The organism is Serratia sp. CY74737 (genome assembly GCF_052166775.1).
Taxonomy (GTDB): Bacteria; Pseudomonadota; Gammaproteobacteria; order Enterobacterales; family Enterobacteriaceae; genus Serratia; species Serratia ureilytica.
In genome coordinates this window covers 19,766-38,718 of record NZ_JBJNOF010000010.1, presented here as the reverse complement: position 1 = coordinate 38,718, position 18,953 = coordinate 19,766, and the positions used below count along the sequence as shown (strand labels likewise).

The window sequence follows — 18,953 nt, the reverse complement described above, 5'->3', positions numbered from 1 at the left end:
TTATGAATTTAATGCAATAAACCCCTTGTGCATTCACCATTTTTATGAGTAAATGCAAGTCGGCCTGTGATCCAGACCTATTTATGTTCGAGTTTAGAGTTAAGCAGTTCCTCCAAAAACGTTATCATCCGATTCCGCTTCAAAGACGAACCTTCTAAGTACCTCCCATAAGTAATGTTTCTGAAATGGCCGCAATTGCCTCTTATGGCAGATTTTGTAAATATATTTAAAGGTAAAAGTAATGTCTAAGAAGACGGGTCAAGTTAAGTGGTTCAACGAAAGCAAAGGTTTTGGTTTCATTGAGCAGCACGATGGCGGCAAAGATGTATTCGTACACTTCTCCGCAATCATGACCGACGGTTTCAAGACCCTGGCTGAAGGCCAGCGCGTCGAGTACACCATCCAGGACAGCCCGCGCGGGCCGGCTGCCGCCAACGTAGTTGCTCTGTAAGAAGACAGGGAACGCGTATAAAGAGATCTTAATACAACCATGGTGACGCTTCAGCGCTGAGTCATGCGGAAGATATTAAGTTCAACAAGCCCGCCTTAGTGCGGGTTTTTTAATTTTTGCTCACGAGAGGTTTGTTACGAAAAACTTTAGGATGGGCTGGTAGCGTCCAGACAATATAAAAAATGACGTTGTCAAGGATGCTCAAGTAAAAGGATATAAGTTATGTTTAAAAATACTGTGTTAAAAATGGGCCGTGTGAAATGGTTTAATCAGGCCGAAGGCTATGGTTTTATTTCACCGGTAGATGGCAGCGACGAAATCTATGTCAATCGCAACGCTATCGCCAACACCAAAAATAAGTCGTTGAACGAAGGTCAGAACGTTGAGTTCTCGATCTATCGCAGCTCGCATGGGCTGTCCGCGGCAGACGTTATCGCGTTCTGATCGCATCCTCCTTCCTCGCCAGTGCCGGTGTCGCCACCCGCAAGCACTGGCGAAGATAAATCCCGCGATATCCACTATTATCAGGCCATTGCCTACTCGCCACGGATATCAGGATGACCACCCCGACCATTTCCCTTACCGCCGCTCGCGCGCTGCACCTTGCCGCCCAGGGGCTGCTTTCTCCGCTTAAACGCCAGGCTCGGCCCGATGACGTCGTGAGTGCGATCCAGCGCATGGGGCTGTTACAAATCGATACCATTAGCGTCGTTGCTCGCAGCCCGTATCTGGTGCTGTTCAGCCGTTTGGGAGCCTATCAGCCGGAGTGGCTTGAGCAGGCGCTCGCCGGCCGCAAGCTGTTCGAGTATTGGGCGCACGAGGCCTGTTTCCTGCCGATCGAAGATTTTGGTCTGCTGCGCCACCGCATGCTGGCGCCGCATGATATGGGCTGGAAATACTCCGCCGACTGGGTGCAGCAGCACCAGGCCGCGATGGACAGCTTGCTGCGGCACATCGAACAACAGGGGCCGGTGCGCTCCGCGGATTTCAGCGCCGAGAAGAAGGGCAACAGCGGGTGGTGGGACTGGAAACCAGAGAAACGGCATCTGGAGATCCTGTTTACCGCCGGCAAGCTGATGGTGGCCGAACGTCGCAACTTCCACCGGGTTTACGATCTGACCGAAAGGCTGCTGCCGGCCTGGGACGATGCGCGGCATGCGCTGCCCGTGGAGCAGGCGCGCCGGCAGATGCTGTGCCGCACCTGCCGCTATCTGGGCATTTTCCGCGCCGAGTGGTTGGCGGACTACTATCGGCTGAAGCGCGTGGCGCCAAAAGACTTGCTGGCAGCGCTGCAGGAACAGGGCGAGATTACGCCGGTGCAGGTCGAGGGGCTGGAAGGGCCGTTTTATGTGCATGAATCACTGGCGGAACTGCTGCCGCTGGCGGAGCAGGGCAAACTCAAATCGACGGTCACCAGCCTGTTGTCGCCTTTTGATCCGGTGGTGTGGGATCGTCGTCGGGCGCTGGAGCTGTTCAACTTTGACTATCGGCTGGAGTGTTACACGCCGAAAGAAAAACGCCGCTACGGTTACTTCACGTTGCCGGTGCTGCATCGGGGCGACCTGGTGGGGCGGATTGATGCCAAGGCGCACCGACGCCAGGGCATCTTCGAGATCATCAGTTTCCATGCGGAGCCGCAGGTGCGCTTCGGCAAACAGCGAACGCAGGATATCCGGCAAGCCATCGCGCGTACGGCTCATTGGCACGGCGCGCAACGCGTTGCGCTGGGCGACATTCCAGCGGCGTTGGCCGCTGAATGGGGAGCCGGCTGGGAAGTGGGATAACGAGCGACGCCGTCGGTGGGGTAAAACGAAGTTAAGCGCCGCTCGTTACAAAGGGGGCTCAGTGGCTGAAGTTAGCGAACAGAGCGATGATTTTATGCAGACGTTTGATCACGTATTACGGTCTTTTTTGTGATTTTCATCACAAAATTCTACGCCGTGTGGCGCCGCAGTTCAAGCCGTTGCGCGGGCGCCATGAGGAAATATCGGCGGCTTGGCGCCGCCGATGATTAACCTGAGGCCGGGCGTTATGCTATCCTCACAGCCTTCCCAGATGACCTATCCCCTTGCGGAGGATGCATGGACCACCGTTTACTCGAAATCGTTGCCTGCCCGGTATGCAACGGCAAACTCTATTTCAATAAAGAAAACCAGGAGCTGGTGTGCAAAGCGGACGGGTTGGCTTACCCGCTGCGCGACGGCATTCCGGTGCTGTTGGAAAATGAAGCGCGTGCGCTGTCCCTGGACGAGAAGCACGCATGAGTTTTATCGCTATTATTCCCGCCCGCTACGCCTCCACCCGTTTGCCGGGCAAACCGCTGGCCGATATTCACGGCAAGCCGATGGTGGTGCACGTGATGGAACGCGCCCGTGAGTCCGGCGCCAGCCGCGTCATCGTGGCGACCGATCACCCTGAAGTCGCCAAAGCGGTAGAAGCCGCCGGCGGCGAAGTGTGCATGACCAGCCCGGATCACCATTCCGGCACCGAGCGTTTGGCGGAAGTGATCGCGCACTACGGCTTTGCCGACGACCAGATCATCGTTAACGTGCAGGGCGATGAGCCGCTGATCCCACCCGTTATCGTGCGGCAGGTGGCGGAAAACCTGGCGGGCAGCCAGGCCGGCATGGCGACGTTGGCGGTGCCTATCGACAGCGCCGAAGAGGCATTCAACCCCAATGCGGTGAAGGTCGTGATGGACGCGCAGGGTTACGCGCTCTACTTCTCGCGCGCCACCATTCCCTGGGATCGCGAGCGTTTCGCCGCATCGAAGGAGAGCATCGGCGACAGCCTGCTGCGCCACATCGGCATCTATGCGTACCGCGCCGGTTTCGTGCGCCGCTACGTCAGCTGGGCGCCGAGCCAGCTGGAGCAGATCGAGCTGTTGGAACAGCTGCGCGTGCTGTGGTACGGTGAAAAAATCCACGTGGCGGTCGCGAAAGCGGTCCCGAGCGTGGGGGTCGATACGCCGGAAGATCTCCAGCGCGTGCGCGACAGCATTCAACCCTGAGCCTGATTTCGTCGGCGCGACGCGCAACGCGCCGACGATGCAATACCTCCCATTATTGATCCCCGTTTTGTTGATCTGCGTTGAAGAATTTTTCCGCTCACCGTTCGATGATGTCACGCATACCCCCTTATTAGCCTGAGGTGAATGCCTTATGGAGCAGTTACGCGCCGAACTGAGCATTGTGCTGGGTGAGTCCGTCAGCCGGCTGGAACGGGTGAGCGAACAGCCTTATGCGCACATGTATTCACTGTACGATCGCCAGGGCAACGCCATCCCGCTGATGGCGAAAAGTTTTATCTGCCAGGGCATCGCCCAGCAGGAGGCGTACAAGCTGTCGATGCTGGCGCGCGACGGGGATATCCGCCTGCCCACGGTGTACGGCGTGGTATGCACCCACCAGGCGCCGTATACGGAAATCCTGCTGATCGAGCGTCTGCGCGGCGTGTCGGCCGAAGCGCCAACGCGTTCGCCGGATCGCTGGAACATGTTGATGGAGCAGATCGTTGACGGGATGTTGGCCTGGCACCGCATCGACAGCCATGGCAGCGTCGGCACCGTTGACAGTACGCAGGAGAATGACTGGTTTTGCTGGTATCAACAGCGGGTCGAAGTGCTGTGGGCGACGGTGGTCAATCTCACTACCCCACAGCTGACCATGGCAGATCGGCGTTTGCTGTACCGCACGCGCGAAGCGCTGACCCATTTCTTCGTCGGTTTCGACGATCCCTGCGTCCTGGTGCACGGTAACCTGTCGCTGCGCAGCATGTTGAAAGATCCCAAAAGCGATCAGCTGTTGGCGATGCTTAATCCCGGTGTGGTGCTGTGGGCACCGCGCGAATACGATCTTTTCCGCCTCTGTGAAGCGGGCATGCCCAGCCAACTGTTGTTCAGCTATCTGCAGCGGGCACCGGTCGCCGACGCTTTCCTGGCGCGGCGCTGGCTGTACGTGGTGTGGGAAGCGATAGGGCGTTTGATCCATACCGGCAAGCTGGAGCGGCAGCCGTTCGACTATGCGTCGCAACAGCTGCTGCCCTGGCTGGCCGGTTGAAACGGGGCCTTACTCGGCGCCGGCGCTATCCGCGCCTTTCAGCCGCTGCCACAGGCTGCCCAGCGTTTCATACCAGGCGCGCTCGGTATGGCCGAGGAACATTGACGACGGCGTGGCGCGATCCCAGATATTCAGCGGCGAGTCGATCGCCAATTGGTTGGCCGGGGCCGGGATCGGGTGCAGGCCCTTAGCCTCGAAGAAACGCATGGCGCGCGGCAGATGGTTGGCGGAAGTCACCAGAAGGAAGGGGTGTTCGCCGACCAACTTGGCTACCTGAGCGGCTTCTTCCTCGGTATCGCGCGGTTCCCCCAGGATCACCATGTCGCTGCGCGGCACGCCCAGGCTTTCCGCTACCAGCGCTGCCGTGGCGGCGTTGCTCTGCATGCGCCCGCCGGGCGCGCCGGTAAACACCATCCTGGCGCCAGGGTGTGCCAGATAGAGCCGCACGCCCTCCGTCACGCGCGGCAGACTGTTGCCGAGCAGGTTCGAGCTGGGTGCCCAGTCGGGATTGTAGGTATAGCCTCCGCCCAACACCACGATGTAGCTGACCGCATCGTTGCCGCGATATGTCTGGTATTCGGCTTCGATCGGCCGCAGCAGGCGGTCGGCCACCGGTTGCAGGCTGAAAAGCAGTAAAAACAGCCAGCTCAGCGTGAAAATCGTCTTACCGCTTTTTTGCCAGCGGGTGAACCACAGCAGCAGCAGCGCCAGCCCCATCAGCAGCATCAACAGCGGCAGCGGCATCAGCAGAGCGCCAAAGAACTTTTTCAGGTTGAACAGCATCGAAAATCAGATCCTTTTGAGTGAAAAAACGGCATCCAGGCATAAACAGGCCGCAAGAAGATACATTCTAAGCCAGTCTGTGCCAAAATAGCAGGTTTGAATGGGCGTGCGCTTTGCCGCCGACAAGACTGAGATCAGCGGAGCCGTGTCCATGCAGGATCGAAATTTTGACGATATTGCTGAAAAATTTGCGCGTAATATTTACGGCACCACGAAAGGAAAAATCCGCCAGGCGGTGGTTTGGCAGGATCTGACCGGGCTGCTGGCCCAGTTGCCGCAGCGGCCGCTGCGCATCCTCGATGCCGGGGGCGGTGAAGGCCATATGGCTTGCCAACTGGCAGAATTAGGACATCAGGTGTTGTTGTGCGATCTTTCTGGTGAGATGATCCAGCGCGCCGCGCAGCTGGCGGAGCAGAAAGGTGTGAGCCAGAACATGCAATTCGTACAAAGTTCTGCGCAGGATATCGCTCAACATTTGGAACAGCCGGTTGATCTGATATTGTTTCATGCAGTGCTTGAATGGATCGCTGAACCCGTGGTGGCGCTGCAGGCGTTGTGCGATTGTCTGACGCCGGGCGGCGCGCTGTCGCTGATGTTCTTCAACGCCAACGGTCTCTTGATGCGTAACGTGGTGTTGGGTAACTTCCAATTGGTGGATCCCGAGGTCAGACGGCGCCGCAAGCGTTCGCTGTCGCCGCAATATCCGCACGATCCGCTATTGGTCTACGGCTGGCTGGAACAGTTGGGCATGCGCATCAGCGGCAAAACCGGCGTGCGGGTGTTCCACGACTATCTGCAGAGCAGACAGCTGCAAACCCAAAAATTTGAAGAGTTACTGGCGCTTGAACAGCACTATTGCCGGCAGGAGCCGTACGTGAGTTTGGGGCGCTATATTCACGTCATGGCGCATAAACCAAACCTGAAGGACGAACTATGAGTGAATTTTCCCAGACAGTACCCGAACTGGTCGCCTGGGCACGGAAAAATGATTTCTCTATTTCGCTCCCTACGGAGCGTCTCGCATTTCTGCTCGCTATCGCCACCCTGAATGGCGAACGGCTGGACGGCGAGATGAGCGAAGGTGAGCTGGTTGATGCATTTCGCCATGTCAGCAAGGGTTTTGAACAGACGCATGAAACGGTGGCGATGCGCGCCAACAATGCGATCAACGACATGGTGCGCCAGCGCCTGTTGAACCGCTTTACCAGCGAACTGGCGGACGGTAACGCGATTTACCGCCTGACGCCGCTGGGTATCGGCATTACCGATTACTATATTCGCCAACGCGAATTCTCCACGCTGCGTCTGTCTATGCAGCTGTCGATCGTGGCGCAGGAACTGAAGCGCGCCGCCGATGCCGCCGACGAGGGCGGCGACGATTTCCATTGGCACCGCAACGTGTTCGCGCCGTTGAAATATTCGGTGGCGGAAATCTTCGACAGCATCGACATGACGCAACGCGTGATGGACGAGCAGCAGCAGAGCGTGAAAAACGACATCGCGGCGCTGCTGAGCAAAGACTGGCGGGCGGCGATCTCCAGCTGCGAAATGCTGCTGTCGGAAACCTCAGGCACCCTGCGCGAACTGCAGGATACGCTGGATGCGGCGGGCGACAAGCTGCAGGCCAATCTGCTGCGCATCCAGGACGCAACCCTCGGCAACGTGGAGCTCGGCTTCGTCGACAAGCTGGTGTTCGATCTGCAGAGCAAGCTGGATCGCATCATCAGCTGGGGCCAGCAGGCGATCGACCTGTGGATCGGCTACGATCGTCACGTGCACAAATTTATCCGTACCGCTATCGATATGGATAAAAACCGCGTGTTCGCCCAACGCCTGCGCCAGTCGGTGCAAACCTATTTCGACCACCCGTGGGCGCTGACTCATGCCAATGCCGATCGTCTGCTGGACATGCGCGACGAAGAACTGGCGCTGCGCAGCGAGGAAGTGACCGGGGAACTGCCGCCGGATCTGGAGTTCGAAGAGTTCAGCGAGATTCGCGAACAACTGGCGGCGATGATCGAAGAGGCGTTGAAGGTGTACCAGGAACAGCAGATGCCGCTCAACCTTGCAGCGGTGATGCGCGATTACCTGGCGCAATATCCGCGTGCGCGTCATTTCGACGTGGCACGTTTAGTGGTCGACCAGGCAGTGCGCCTCGGTGTGGCTGAAGCAGATTTCTCAGGGTTGCCGGCGGAATGGCAGGCAATCAATGATTACGGAGCCAAGGTCCAGGCCCATGTCATCGACAAATATTGAACAAGTAATGCCAGTCAAGCTGGCCAAAGCGTTGTCCAACTCGCTGTTCCCGGCGCTGGACAGCCAACTGCGCGCGGGTCGTCACATCGGTATCGATGAGCTGGACAACCACGCCTTTTTAATGGATTTCCAGGATGAGCTGGAAGAGTTTTACAACCGTTACAGCGTCGAGCTGATTCGGGCGCCGGAAGGTTTCTTCTATTTGCGCCCGCGCTCCACCACGCTGATCCCGCGGTCGGTGCTGTCCGAGCTGGATATGATGGTCGGCAAGATCTTGTGTTACCTGTATCTCAGCCCCGAGCGCCTGGCGCACGAAGGCATTTTCAGCCATCAGGAGCTGTACGATGAACTGCTGAGCCTGGCGGATGAGAACAAGCTGCTCAAGTTCGTCAACCAGCGCTCCACCGGTTCGGATCTCGATCGGCAGAAGCTGCACGAGAAGGTGCGCACCTCGCTCAACCGCCTGCGCCGCCTCGGCATGGTCTATTTCATGGGCAATGACAGCAGCAAGTTCCGCATTACCGAGGCGGTGTTCCGCTTCGGCGCCGACGTGCGCAGCGGCGACGATCCGCGTGAAGCGCAGCTGCGCATGATTCGCGACGGCGAGGCGATGCCGGTTGAAACCAGCCTGTCGCTTAACGATGAGAATGACGCTGAGGATCAGCAGGTTGATAACGCTCCTGACGGTGCAGAGGATGAACAGGAATGATTGAACGCGGTAAATTTCGCTCGCTGACGCTGGTTAACTGGAACGGCTTCTTTGCCCGCACCTTTGATCTCGATGAGCTGGTGACCACGCTGTCCGGCGGGAACGGGGCGGGGAAATCCACCACCATGGCGGCCTTCGTCACCGCACTGATCCCCGATCTGACGCTGCTGCACTTCCGTAACACCACCGAAGCGGGTGCCACCAGCGGTTCGCGCGACAAGGGCCTGCACGGCAAGCTGCGCGCCGGCGTGTGTTACTCCACCCTCGACGTCGTCAACTCGCGCCACCAGCGCGTGGTGGTTGGCGTGCGTCTGCAGCAGGTGGCGGGACGCGATCGCAAGGTCGATATCAAACCTTTCACCATCCAGGGCCTGCCGACCGCGGTACAGCCGACTGAATTGCTGACCCAGACCGTGGGTGAGCGCCAGGCACGCGTGCTGTCGCTGCAAGAGTTGAAAGAGCGCGTGGAAGAGATGGAAGGCGTGCAGTTCAAGCAGTTCAACTCGATCACCGATTACCACTCGCTGATGTTCGATCTGGGCGTGATCCCGAAACGCCTGCGTTCGTCCGCCGATCGCAGCAAATTCTATCGTCTGATTGAAGCGTCGCTGTACGGCGGCATCTCCAGCGCCATCACCCGCTCGCTGCGCGACTACCTGTTGCCGGAAAACAGCGGCGTGCGCAAGGCGTTCCAGGACATGGAAGCGGCGCTGCGCGAAAACCGCATGACGCTGGAAGCGATCCGCGTTACCCAGTCGGATCGCGACCTGTTCAAGCATTTGATCTCCGAGGCCACCTCTTATGTGGCGGCGGACTATATGCGCCACGCCAACGAACGCCGCATCCACCTGGACGGCGCGTTGGCGCTGCGCAGCGATCTGTTGGGCAGCCGCAAGCAGCTGGCCGCCGAACAGTATCGCCATGTGGAAATGGCGCGTGAGCTGAGCGAGCAGAGCGGCGCCGAATCCGATCTGGAAACCGATTACCAGGCCGCCAGCGACCACCTGAACCTGGTGCAGACGGCGATGCGTCAGCAGGAGAAGATCGAACGCTATGAAGCCGATCTGGAAGAGCTGACCTACCGTCTGGAAGAGCAGAACGAAGTGGTGGCCGAGGCGAGCGAGCAGCAGGCCGAGAACGAAGCGCGCGCCGAAGCGGCCGAGCTGGAAGTGGATGAGCTGAAGAGCCAGCTGGCCGACTACCAGCAGGCGCTTGACGTGCAGCAGACCCGCGCCATTCAGTACCAACAGGCGCTGCAGGCGTTGGAGCGCGCGCGCGCGCTGTGCCAACTGCCGGACCTGACCGCCGACAACGCCGAACAGTGGCTGGACACCTTCCAGGCTCGTGAGCAGGAGGCGACCGAAGCGCTGCTGATGCTGGAGCAGAAGCTGAGCGTGGCCGACGCCGCGCACGGCCAGTTCGAGCAGGCCTATCAGCTGGTGGGTAAAATCGCCGGCCAGGTCAGCCGCAGCGAAGCCTGGCAGTGTGCGCGCGAATTGCTGCGCGACTGGCCTTCGCAGCAACACCTCGCCGAGCGCGTTCAGCCGCTGCGTTTGCGCCTGAGCGAACTGGAACAGCGCCTGCGCTCGCAGCAGGATGCCGAGCGGCTGCTGCAAGAATTTTGCAAACGCCATGGTCAGGAGTACCAGCCGGACGATCTCGACATGCTGCAGCAGGAGCTGGAAGAGCGCCTGGAAGCGCTGTCGCAGAACGTCAGCGAAGCCGGTGAACGCCGCATGGAGATGCGCCAGGAGCTGGAGCAGATCCAGCAGCGCATCCGTGAGCTGACGGCGCGTGCGCCGGTTTGGCTGGCGGCGCAGGACGCCCTGAGCCAGCTCAGCGATCAGAGCGGAGAGCCGCTAGAAAACAGCCAGCAGGTGACCGAATACATGCAGCAACTGCTGGAGCGCGAGCGTGAAACCACCGTCGAGCGCGACGAAGTGGCGGCCCGCAAGCGCGAAGTGGAAGCGCAGATCGAACGTCTCAGCCAGCCGGGCGGCGCGGAAGATCAACGCCTGGTCACCTTGGCCGAACGTTTCGGCGGCGTGTTGCTGTCGGAAATTTACGATGACGTCACCATCGACGACGCGCCTTACTTCTCGGCGCTGTACGGCCCTTCGCGCCACGCCATCGTGGTGCCGGATCTGTCGCTGGTGCGCGAGATGCTGGAAGGGCTGGAAGATTGCCCGGAAGATCTTTACCTGATCGAAGGGGATCCGCAGTCGTTCGATGACAGCGTATTCGCCGTCGAAGAGCAGGACAAAGCGGTGGTGGTGAAGATCGCCGATCGCCAGTGGCGTTATTCCCGCTACCCGGAAGTGCCGTTGTTCGGCCGCGCGGCGCGTGAAAACCGCCTGGAAGTGCTGCATGCCGAGCGTGAAACGCTGGCGGAGCGCTATGCCACGCTGTCGTTCGACGTGCAGAAAACCCAGCGTTCGCATCAGGCCTTCAGCCGTTTTATCGGCACCCATCTGGCGGTGGCGTTCGACGCTGACCCGGAAGCGGAGATCCGCAATCTGAACGCCCGTCGCGGCGAGATCGAACGTGCGCTGAACAATCACGAAGCGCAGAATCAGCAGCAGCGCCAGCAGTACGATCAGGCCAAAGAGGGCATTTCCGCGCTCAACCGCCTGATGCCGCTGGTGTCGTTGCTGAACGATGAAACGCTGCAGGACCGCGTCGACGAGATCCGTGAAGAGCTGGAAGAAGCGCAGGACGCCGCGCGCCACATTCAACAGCACGGGGTGTCACTGACCAAACTGGAGCCGCTGCTGTCGGTGCTGCAGAGCGATCCGCAGCAGCATGAACAGCTGCAGCAGGACTACGCGCAGGCGCAAAGCGTGCAGCGTCAGGCCAAACAGCAGGCGTTCGCGTTGACAGAGGTGGTGCAGCGTCGCGCGCACTTCAGCTATACCGACTCCGCCGGCATGCAGAATGCCAACAACGATCTCAACGACAAGCTGCGCCAGCGTCTGGAACAGGCGGAAGCCGAACGCGCCCGCGCCCGTGAGCAGCTGCGTCAATATCAAACCCAGTTCACCCAATACAGTCAGGTGCTGGCCTCGCTGAAAAGCTCGTATGACGCCAAGCGCGACATGCTGAAAGAGCTGAGCCAGGAGCTGGTGGATATCGGCGTGCAGGCCGACGCTAACGCGGAAGCGCGCGCGCGTCAGCGCCGCGACGAGCTGCATGCGGCGCTGAGCAACAACCGCGCTCGCCGCAATCAGTTGGAGAAACAGCTGACCTTCTGCGAAGCCGAAATGGATGGCCTGCAGAAGAAACTGCGCAAGCTGGAACGCGACTACCATCAGCTGCGCGAGCAGGTGGTGACCGCCAAGGCGGGCTGGTGCGCGGTGATGCGTCTGGTGAAAGACAACGGCGTGGAACGCCGCCTGCACCGCCGCGAGCTGGCGTATATGGATGGCGACGAGCTGCGCTCGATGTCGGATAAGGCGCTCGGCGCGCTGCGTCTGGCGGTGGCGGACAACGAACACCTGCGCGACGTGCTGCGTCTGTCGGAAGATCCGAAGCGGCCGGAGCGTAAGATTCAGTTCTATATCGCGGTGTACCAACACCTGCGTGAGCGTATCCGCCAGGACATCATCCGTACCGACGATCCGGTCGAGGCCATCGAGCAGATGGAGATTGAGCTGGGCCGTCTGACCGAAGAACTGACCGCGCGCGAGCAGAAGCTGGCGATCAGTTCGAAAAGCGTGGCCAACATCATTCGCAAAACCATTCAGCGCGAGCAGAACCGCATTCGCATGCTGAACCAGGGGTTGCAGGCCGTTGCTTTCGGCCAGGTGAAAAGCGTCCGTCTGAACGTCAACGTGCGCGAAGCGCACGCCACCCTGCTGGACGTGCTCTCCGAGCAGCAGGAACAGCATCAGGATCTGTTCAACAGCAACCGCCTGACCTTCTCTGAAGCGTTGGCCAAGCTGTATCAGCGTCTTAATCCGCAGATCGATATGGGGCAGCGCACGCCGCAGACCATCGGTGAGGAGTTGCTGGATTACCGCAACTACCTGGAGATGGAAGTGGAAGTGTATCGTGGCTCCGACGGCTGGCTGCGTGCGGAAAGCGGCGCCTTGTCTACCGGTGAAGCCATCGGTACCGGGATGTCAATTCTGGTGATGGTGGTGCAGAGCTGGGAAGAAGAATCCCGCCGCCTGCGCGGTAAAGACATCTCGCCATGTCGCTTGCTGTTCCTCGATGAAGCGGCGCGTCTGGATGCCAAATCGATCGCCACGCTGTTCGAGTTGTGTGACCGTCTGGAGATGCAGCTGATCATCGCGGCGCCGGAAAACATCAGTCCTGAGAAGGGCACCACCTATAAACTGGTGCGTAAGGTGTTCCAGAACCACGAGCATGTGCACGTGGTGGGGCTGCGCGGTTTCGCCAGCGAGCCGCCGGCGCTGGGCACTGCGCCGGTCGAAACGCCGTAACGCAGAAAAACGCCCTAAAAATCTGAAAATAGCCGCCGCAGGGTGGCTATTTTTTTGTGCGCGTGGATGATAGTCCTGCTTTTTTATCCGTTGAAAAGCGGTTAGTTTAATCAGATAAACAGTAATTCGACGTCCGCAGGGCGAAACGGCCTTTCTGTTTGTATACTGAAGCTATATGCAGTTTTTTGACGTTTTTTTTGTGAGCATACAGGGGGCAAGGGATGTTGCTTAAAAAGGGAAACTCTCTACGACGTTTGGCGCTGAGTGGCGCTATCGCCTGTAGTCTTGTGTCGTCGTTTTCCGCATTGGCCACCGTAACGGCGTTACCGGTGGCATCAGCAGGCATGTCCGTTGCGCAGAGCCGTTCTGAACTGCTGGCCGCGTTGCCGCGCGGCATGGATCTGCACTACCTTTCCACGCTGGCGCCGCTGTATGCGGCGAATCATATGCAGCCGATGTGGCAGGATCGCGAGGCCGTTCAGCAGTTTCAACAGCAGCTGGCCGAGCTGGCGATGTCCGGCGTGCAGCCGCAGTTCACCCAATGGGTGAAGATGTTGACCAATCCGGCGCTCAATGACGTAGGCCGCGATGTGGTGCTGTCCGATGCGATGTTGGGCTATTTGCAGTTCGTGTCCGCTATCGGCGCCAACGGCACCAGTTGGCTGTACAGCAATATTCCCTACAAGCTTGGCTTGCCGCCCACTGCGGTGATCAACCAATGGCAGCTGGCGGTGCGTCAGGCGCGCACGCTGAGCTACGTGAATTCGCTCGCGCCGCAGCACCCGCAATACGCCAAGATGCATCAGGCGCTGCGCGATATGTTGGCGGATAACCGCCCCTGGCCGCAGGTGGGCAGCGGCCCGAGCCTGCGCCCAGGACAAATGAGCAACGATATTCCTGCGCTGCGTGAGATCCTGACGCGCACCGGCATGCTGGCCGCTTCGGCTCCGGAGGCCGAGCCGGAGCCGGCGGTCGTCTCGGCGAAGAGCAATGAGCCTGATGACGGCGGGCTGACGGTAGACGAAGAGAAGGGGCGTGTGACGGTCAGTCCGTCGGCGGCGCCGGTGACGGAGTTGACCGCTGAACAGACGCCGCCGCAGGTCGGCAGCGTGGTGAGCGACAACCTCTATACCAACGAGCTGGTGGAGGGCGTCAAACGTTTCCAGAAATGGCAGGGGCTGACGGCGGACGGCGTGATCGGCGTGCGCACTCGCGAGTGGCTCAACGTGTCTCCGAAAACCCGCGCCGCGCTGCTGGCGTTGAATATCCAACGTCTGCGAATTTTACCGGGGCATGTCGGCACCGGCATTATGGTGAATATTCCCAACTACTCGCTGACCTACTACCAGAACGGCAACGAAGTGCTGTCCTCCCGCGTTATCGTCGGGCGGCCGAGCCGCAAGACACCGCTGATGAGCAGCGCGTTGAACAACGTGGTGGTCAACCCGCCTTGGAACGTACCGACTACGCTGGTGCGTGAGGATATCGTGCCGAAGGCGATGCGCGACGGTAACTATTTCCAGAAACACGGCTATACCGTGCTGTCGGGCTGGAGCAACGATGCGGAGGTGATCAACCCGGCGATGATCGACTGGAGCATGGTCTCTGCGCGCAACTTCCCGTATCGCGTGCGCCAGGCGCCGGGCGCCACTAACTCGCTGGGGCGTTTCAAGTTCAATATGCCGAGTTCGGACGCGATCTACCTGCACGATACCCCGAACCACAGCCTGTTCCAGAAAGACATTCGCGCGCTCAGCTCCGGCTGCGTGCGGGTGAACAAGGCTTCCGATTTGGCGAATATGCTGCTGCAGGATGCAGGCTGGAACAATAGCCGCGTTTCCTCCACGCTGAAAGAGGGGAATACCACTTATGTGAATATTCGCCAGCGTATTCCCGTAAAACTGTATTATCTGACCGCCTGGGTTTCGGATGACGGCCAACCGCAATTCCGTACAGATATTTACAATTATGATAATACGGTGAGATCGGGCGCACAAATTTTGGCTCAGGCCAAAAAATTAATGCAGTAAATGCAGTAATTATAAATAAATAACGGTCAGAATGTTTGGCTATACCGCAGGCCCTCTTACCTGGGGGCCTGTAAACCTAGGCGTATCGCGGGTTGACTCAGCATACGCAGGCGGTTATGGTTCGGACAGTGCGCTGCTTTGTGCATTTATTTTGACATTCTTGCCGGGTTTAACAGAGTCATGGACAAAATTGATCATCATCGCCGTAAATGGCTGGCGCTAGGCGGCGCAGCTATGGGCATAGCGCTGCTCCCTGGGCAGGCGTTTGCCAGTCTTTCCACCGCTCGACCGCGTATTTTAGTGTTGAATAACCTGAATACCGGTGAATCTATTAAAGCCGAGTTCTTTGACGGCAAAGGCTACAATAAAGAAGAGTTGGTTCGGCTAAATCATCTGTTCCGCGATTATCGCGCCAACAAGGTTAAATCGATCGATCCCAGTTTGTTTGATCACCTCTATCGCCTGCAGGGGCTGCTGGGTACCAGCAAGCCGGTGCAGCTGATCTCCGGTTACCGTTCCGTAGATACCAACAACGAATTGCGCGCGCACAGCCGTGGTGTGGCCAAGCACAGCTACCATACCAAGGGCCAGGCGATGGATTTCCATATTGAAGGTATCCAATTGAGTAATATCCGTAAAGCGGCGTTAAAAATGCGCGCTGGTGGTGTAGGATATTACCCACGTAGCAACTTCGTGCACATCGATACCGGCCCGGTTCGGAGCTGGTAATCGCGGTGCCCTCAGTGAATAACGCCGCTCCTTGCGGAGGCGGCGTTATTGTCGTTGGAGCCTTATGAAATACCATCTTATTCCCGTTACCGCTTTTAGCCAGAATTGCAGCCTGATCTGGTGTGAAAACACGCAGCAGGCGGCGTTGGTCGATCCCGGCGGCGAAGCGGAAAAAATCAAAGCGGAAGTGGCGAAGCAGGGTGTGACAATCACGCAGATTTTGCTGACGCACGGCCATTTGGATCACGTCGGCGCGGCGGCGGAGCTGGCGGAACATTATCAGGTGCCGATTTACGGCCCGGATAAAGAGGACGCTTTTTGGCTGGATGGTTTGCCGGCGCAGAGCCGGATGTTCGGGCTGGAAGAGTGTGCGCCGCTGACCCCGACCCGTTGGTTGTCGGAAGGCGATGAGATGCAGGTGGGCGAGATGAAGCTCAAGGTGTTGCATTGTCCTGGGCACACACCGGGCCACATCGTCTTTATCAATGAGCAGGCGTGTTTGGCGCTGGTGGGTGATGTGCTGTTTAACGGCGGCGTGGGGCGCAGCGACTTCCCGCGCGGTGACCATCAGGCGCTGATCGCCTCTATTCGCACCAAGCTGTTGCCGTTAGGCGACGACATGCGCTTTATTCCCGGCCACGGTCCAATGTCGACCTTCGGTCACGAGCGCCAGACCAACCCGTTCCTGCGCGAAGAGCCGGCGGTGTGGTAACGATCATTTCCCGGCAGAAATAATCAAGGGGCGCATAGCGCGCCCCTTCAAACTGGTGGCTTTCGCCGACGCGCTTAGAGCACGGCGACGATGGCTTCACACAGCGGCGCCATATTGTCCGGCGTCATGCCCGCCACGTTCACCCGACCCGAGTTCACAGCGTAAACGCCAAACTCTTCACGCAGACGCAGCACCTGCTCTTTGGTCAGGCCGCTGAACGAGAACATGCCGTTCTGCTGGATGATGAAGCTGAAGTCCTGCTGCGCGCCTTTCTCCTGCAGGGTGTTCACAAACAGCTGACGCATGCGGTGAATGCGTTGGCGCATATCGGTCAGCTCTTGTTCCCACATCGCACGCAGCGCATCGTTGCCCAGAATGGTGGCGACAACGGCGGCGCCGTGTGACGGCGGGTTGGAGTAGTTGGCGCGAATGGCCGCTTTCACCTGGCTGAAGGCGCGATCGGCGGTTTCGGCATCGGCGGCTACAATAGTGCAAGCGCCGACGCGCTCATTGTACAGACCGAAGTTTTTCGAATAGGAACTGGCGACGATCAGTTCTTTATGTTTGGCGGCGAAAATACGCAGGCCCTGCGCATCTTCTTCCAGGCCGTTGGCGAAGCCCTGATAAGCGAAGTCGAACAGCGGCAACCACCCGTTGGCGACGGAAAGTTCAGCCAGCTGCGCCCACTGTTCCGGCGTTGGATCGATACCGGTCGGGTTATGGCAGCAGCCGTGGAACAGCACGACATCGCCGGCCTGCGCCTGTTTCAGGCTGTTCAGCAGACCGTCAAAATCCAACGCGTGGTTGGCGGCGTCATAGTAGGCGTATTCCAGCACTTCCAGGCCCACGGCGCTAAAGACGTTCTTGTGGTTCGGCCAGCTTGGGTTGCTGATCCAGATGCGCTTGGCGCTGGTCTGGTTGGCGATAAAGTCTGCCGCCACGCGCAGGCCGCCGGTGCCGCCTGGCGTCTGTGCGGTGCGCGCGCGGCGATCGGCGACGATCGGGCTCTCTTTACCGAACAGCAGTTCTTGCGTGCAGTTGGCGAACGCCGGGATGCCCTCAATGCCGAGATAGTTTTTGGTGGTCTCATTTTCCAACAGATACTGTTCAGCTTTCTTTACGCTGGTCAGCACCGGGGTTTTACCGGTTTCGTCTTTATAAACGCCAATGCCTAAATTGATTTTATTCGGGCGGGCGTCGGCGCGGAAAATGTCGGTCAGACCCAGGATCGGGTCGGCGGGTGCGGCGGTGATTTTTTCAAACATGTCAGGTGCTTCCAAATCTCGGAGTTAAGCAGACAGAAGCATCAGGGTAGCGCCAGTTATCGGCTTTGCCAACCGTTTGCGATAAAAACACCGCGATCTTATGAACGTGAAGGATTCGACAGAAAAAATGATGGGGAAGGGGGAATCGGCAGGATAAAAAGTTACCGGCTGATACAAACAAAAACAGGGCCGAAGCCCTGTTTTATAACTTAGCCGACGGTGAACCGCCGATAAGCAAGACAACTTAGAACTGGTATACCAGACCAACGCCTACGATATCGTCAGTTGCGATGCCGGTTGCTTTGGTGAACGCGTTGTCATCCAGCAGGTTGATTTTGTAATCAACGTAGGTGGACATGTTTTTGTTGAAGTAGTAGGTGGTACCAACAGAAACATATTTAACCAGATCTTGGTCAGAACCCACGCCTGGGACGTTCAGGTTTTTACCCTTAGACTGCAGGTAAGACACTTCTGGACGCAGACCGAAGTCGAACTGATACTGAGCAGTCACTTCGAAGTTCTGAGTTTTGCTAGCGAAGCCGCCGCAGTTTTCAGTCGCTGCGCAAGTGTTGGTGAAGTTACCGCCACCGAACGGAGTCATGTTACGGGTTTCTGCATACATCGCCGCCAGGTAGACGTTGTTGGCGTCGTATTTCGCGCCCACGGTCCATGCGTCAGCCTTGTCGCCACGCTCGTTGGAACGCAGTTTCTGGTCGTCGGTACGGTTGGAAGAAGCGTATGCAGCGCCGAAGCTTACGCCTTCGCCGATGTCATAAGTAGAGGAAATGCCCCAGCCGTCGCCGTTTTGTTTTTTGACGTCACGGCCGTCGTTCTGGTTTTTGCCCTGGTATTGCAGAGCGAAGTTCAGACCGTCAACCAAGCCGAAGAAGTTGTTGTTACGATAGGTCGCAACGCCGTTGGTACGGCCGGTCATGAAGTTGTCGGTGTAGGTGTAAGTATCGCCACCGAACTCTGGCAGCATATCGGTCCAGCCTTCCACGTCGTACAGTACGCCGTAGTTACGGCCGTAGTCGAAGGAGCCGTAGTCAGCAAATTTCAGACCGGCGAAGCCCAGACGGGTTTTGGTGCCTTCGGTGCCCTGAGATTCGGCGTGGTTGGACTGAACGTTGTATTCCCACTGGCCGTAACCGGTCAGTTGGTCAGTAATCTGGGTTTCACCTTTGAAGCCGAAACGAACATAGGTCTGATCGCCGTCATTACCTTTGTCTTTGGAGAAGTAGTGCAGACCGTCAACTTTGCCGTACAGATCCAGCTTGTTGCCGTCTTTGTTGTAGATTTCAGCTGCGTTTGCTGCACCAGCAGCCAACAGAGCCGGGATTACCACTGCAAGAATGTTGCGCTTCATCATTATTACCCTCATTGGTGTTATTCGGACACCTTTGCCACTGCCGCCAATAATTCTTTGGGAACTATTGTTGATAGATTGGTGTCGTCCTGTGTCTGAACGCAGTGTTCCATTCACAGGCGGGTTAATCTAGGACGAAAATGATACCA

At 58.3% G+C, this 18,953-nt stretch carries 16 protein-coding genes; 13 read left to right on the top strand and 3 right to left on the bottom strand.

Annotation, left to right across the window (positions count from 1 at the left end; translation table 11 throughout):
* The first annotated feature begins 241 nt into the window (after positions 1-241).
* The 6 genes from cspE to ACJ8PE_RS15520 all read left to right on the top strand — a co-directional run bounded on the left by cspE (position 242) and on the right by ACJ8PE_RS15520 (position 4,509).
* Positions 242-451: a transcription antiterminator/RNA stability regulator CspE gene (cspE, locus tag ACJ8PE_RS15545; protein ID WP_004928244.1), complete on the top strand. Its 210-nt coding sequence runs from the start codon at positions 242-244 to the stop codon at positions 449-451.
* A gap of 222 nt (positions 452-673) precedes the next feature.
* The gene (locus ACJ8PE_RS15540) at positions 674-895 is read left to right on the top strand and encodes a cold-shock protein (RefSeq protein WP_004928241.1); all 222 of its coding nucleotides are present in this window, start codon (positions 674-676) and stop codon (positions 893-895) included.
* Between the two features lie 113 nt (positions 896-1,008).
* On the top strand, positions 1,009-2,235 hold the full coding sequence (locus ACJ8PE_RS15535; protein ID WP_197793206.1) for a winged helix-turn-helix domain-containing protein: 1,227 nt from the start codon (positions 1,009-1,011) through the stop codon (positions 2,233-2,235).
* Between the two features lie 297 nt (positions 2,236-2,532).
* Positions 2,533-2,715: a Trm112 family protein gene (locus ACJ8PE_RS15530; RefSeq protein WP_004928237.1), complete on the top strand. Its 183-nt coding sequence runs from the start codon at positions 2,533-2,535 to the stop codon at positions 2,713-2,715.
* Complete coding sequence (kdsB, locus tag ACJ8PE_RS15525) at positions 2,712-3,461, top strand: 3-deoxy-manno-octulosonate cytidylyltransferase (protein WP_033642567.1); 750 nt, start codon at positions 2,712-2,714, stop codon at positions 3,459-3,461. The genes ACJ8PE_RS15530 and kdsB overlap by 4 nt, the downstream gene beginning before the upstream one ends.
* A 151-nt stretch (positions 3,462-3,612) precedes the next feature.
* On the top strand, positions 3,613-4,509 hold the full coding sequence (locus ACJ8PE_RS15520; protein WP_042784113.1) for a YcbJ family phosphotransferase: 897 nt from the start codon (positions 3,613-3,615) through the stop codon (positions 4,507-4,509).
* 9 nt (positions 4,510-4,518) lie between these two features.
* Here ACJ8PE_RS15520 and elyC read toward each other — a convergent pair whose 3' ends face one another.
* Positions 4,519-5,292, bottom strand: coding sequence for an envelope biogenesis factor ElyC (gene elyC, locus ACJ8PE_RS15515; protein ID WP_042784114.1), 774 nt, complete (start codon positions 5,290-5,292; stop codon positions 4,519-4,521).
* 151 nt (positions 5,293-5,443) lie between these two features.
* Between elyC and cmoM the strand changes: the two genes are divergently transcribed.
* From cmoM to ACJ8PE_RS15480, 7 genes are all read left to right on the top strand, one after another.
* Positions 5,444-6,229: a tRNA uridine 5-oxyacetic acid(34) methyltransferase CmoM gene (gene cmoM / locus ACJ8PE_RS15510; protein WP_197761428.1), complete on the top strand. Its 786-nt coding sequence runs from the start codon at positions 5,444-5,446 to the stop codon at positions 6,227-6,229.
* Positions 6,226-7,548, top strand: coding sequence for a chromosome partition protein MukF (gene mukF, locus ACJ8PE_RS15505; protein ID WP_004928228.1), 1,323 nt, complete (start codon positions 6,226-6,228; stop codon positions 7,546-7,548). The genes cmoM and mukF overlap by 4 nt, the downstream gene beginning before the upstream one ends.
* Complete coding sequence (gene mukE, locus ACJ8PE_RS15500) at positions 7,529-8,257, top strand: chromosome partition protein MukE (protein ID WP_004928226.1); 729 nt, start codon at positions 7,529-7,531, stop codon at positions 8,255-8,257. Before mukF ends, mukE begins: the two co-directional genes overlap by 20 nt.
* Entirely contained in the window at positions 8,254-12,702 is a 4,449-nt protein-coding gene (mukB, locus tag ACJ8PE_RS15495) for a chromosome partition protein MukB (protein WP_033642571.1), read from the top strand. The genes mukE and mukB overlap by 4 nt, the downstream gene beginning before the upstream one ends.
* Positions 12,703-12,923: 221 nt before the next feature.
* A complete protein-coding gene (gene ldtD / locus ACJ8PE_RS15490; protein ID WP_071991639.1) occupies positions 12,924-14,732 on the top strand; it encodes a L,D-transpeptidase in 1,809 nt (602 codons plus the stop codon).
* Between the two features lie 180 nt (positions 14,733-14,912).
* Positions 14,913-15,461: a YcbK family protein gene (locus tag ACJ8PE_RS15485; protein WP_004928217.1), complete on the top strand. Its 549-nt coding sequence runs from the start codon at positions 14,913-14,915 to the stop codon at positions 15,459-15,461.
* 64 nt (positions 15,462-15,525) lie between these two features.
* On the top strand, positions 15,526-16,173 hold the full coding sequence (locus ACJ8PE_RS15480) for an MBL fold metallo-hydrolase (RefSeq protein ID WP_197761430.1): 648 nt from the start codon (positions 15,526-15,528) through the stop codon (positions 16,171-16,173).
* Between the two features lie 74 nt (positions 16,174-16,247).
* Here ACJ8PE_RS15480 and ACJ8PE_RS15475 read toward each other — a convergent pair whose 3' ends face one another.
* Positions 16,248-17,438, bottom strand: coding sequence for an amino acid aminotransferase (locus tag ACJ8PE_RS15475; RefSeq protein ID WP_197793207.1), 1,191 nt, complete (start codon positions 17,436-17,438; stop codon positions 16,248-16,250).
* A gap of 244 nt (positions 17,439-17,682) precedes the next feature.
* Positions 17,683-18,807 (bottom strand): porin OmpC, encoded by a 1,125-nt coding sequence (gene ompC / locus ACJ8PE_RS15470; protein ID WP_269474700.1) that lies wholly within the window; start codon positions 18,805-18,807, stop codon positions 17,683-17,685.
* Between the last annotated feature and the right edge of the window lie 146 nt (positions 18,808-18,953).

Bases quoted from the DNA above. Each gene is read 5' to 3' on its own strand.
- ACJ8PE_RS15530 (WP_004928237.1), top strand. From the start codon at position 2,533: ATGGACCACCGTTTACTCGAAATCGTTGCCTGCCCGGTATGCAACGGC.
- elyC (WP_042784114.1), bottom strand. From the start codon at position 5,292: ATGCTGTTCAACCTGAAAAAGTTCTTTGGCGCTCTGCTGATGCCGCTG.
- ACJ8PE_RS15475 (WP_197793207.1), bottom strand. From the start codon at position 17,438: ATGTTTGAAAAAATCACCGCCGCACCCGCCGACCCGATCCTGGGTCTG.
- ACJ8PE_RS15540 (WP_004928241.1), top strand. From the start codon at position 674: ATGTTTAAAAATACTGTGTTAAAAATGGGCCGTGTGAAATGGTTTAAT.
- kdsB (WP_033642567.1), top strand. From the start codon at position 2,712: ATGAGTTTTATCGCTATTATTCCCGCCCGCTACGCCTCCACCCGTTTG.
- mukB (WP_033642571.1), top strand. From the start codon at position 8,254: ATGATTGAACGCGGTAAATTTCGCTCGCTGACGCTGGTTAACTGGAAC.
- mukF (WP_004928228.1), top strand. From the start codon at position 6,226: ATGAGTGAATTTTCCCAGACAGTACCCGAACTGGTCGCCTGGGCACGG.
- cspE (WP_004928244.1), top strand. From the start codon at position 242: ATGTCTAAGAAGACGGGTCAAGTTAAGTGGTTCAACGAAAGCAAAGGT.
- ACJ8PE_RS15480 (WP_197761430.1), top strand. From the start codon at position 15,526: ATGAAATACCATCTTATTCCCGTTACCGCTTTTAGCCAGAATTGCAGC.
- ACJ8PE_RS15485 (WP_004928217.1), top strand. From the start codon at position 14,913: ATGGACAAAATTGATCATCATCGCCGTAAATGGCTGGCGCTAGGCGGC.
- ompC (WP_269474700.1), bottom strand. From the start codon at position 18,807: ATGATGAAGCGCAACATTCTTGCAGTGGTAATCCCGGCTCTGTTGGCT.
- cmoM (WP_197761428.1), top strand. From the start codon at position 5,444: ATGCAGGATCGAAATTTTGACGATATTGCTGAAAAATTTGCGCGTAAT.
- mukE (WP_004928226.1), top strand. From the start codon at position 7,529: ATGTCATCGACAAATATTGAACAAGTAATGCCAGTCAAGCTGGCCAAA.
- ldtD (WP_071991639.1), top strand. From the start codon at position 12,924: ATGTTGCTTAAAAAGGGAAACTCTCTACGACGTTTGGCGCTGAGTGGC.
- ACJ8PE_RS15520 (WP_042784113.1), top strand. From the start codon at position 3,613: ATGGAGCAGTTACGCGCCGAACTGAGCATTGTGCTGGGTGAGTCCGTC.
- ACJ8PE_RS15535 (WP_197793206.1), top strand. From the start codon at position 1,009: ATGACCACCCCGACCATTTCCCTTACCGCCGCTCGCGCGCTGCACCTT.